General features: G+C 58.6%; 1 protein-coding gene. It reads left to right on the top strand.

The window, feature by feature from the left end:
• Positions 1-522, top strand: a 522-nt coding sequence (locus AC1RPN_RS08220) for a hypothetical protein (RefSeq protein WP_481763719.1), incomplete at both ends; no start/stop codon positions are given.

Here is a 522-nt window from a genome sequence, read left to right as displayed (position 1 = left end):
GGTTCGTTCCTGCCGAATCTGATCTGGTGGACGTGAAGAAGCCGGTACTGCGCGGCACGCTTAAGACGACGACCGACCCGCTCACGTGGTTCCAGTTTGCGGTGGACGCGTTTGAAGAAGACGAGCAATACGTGGATGGTGTGTACTGGTCGCACTTTCTGGATACCGGGTTCAGCGCGTTTAGGCCGTTCGCCCGTTACTTCCGCGCGATTTGTGCAGCGGTCCTGAAGAACCTTCCTGCGGTCTACCTCGAATACTCGGTGCGCACCGTTAGTGAAATGCTGCCTTGGCTGATCATGGTCACGGAATATGGGCCGCGCATGGCCGAACTGCGTGCGGCCGATAACCAGCTGCGGATGACGGCGATGACGCAGGGAGAAGACCCTGACTGGAAGGTCTCCGGTATCCCGTTGCTCGACGCTATGCGCAAAGTCGGGCTGCTTCCGCACCAGTTCAAAATACGAAACATACTGCGCGACAGTCCGCTGTTTGCGCTGCTTCCTGTTCAAGCGGGCGGCGGTA

It is taken from the genome of Dellaglioa sp. CoH-57-MRSF-20 (assembly GCF_056781955.1).
The sequence above is the reverse complement of the archived record's forward strand: the minus strand, read 5'-3'. Positions and strand labels throughout refer to the sequence as shown.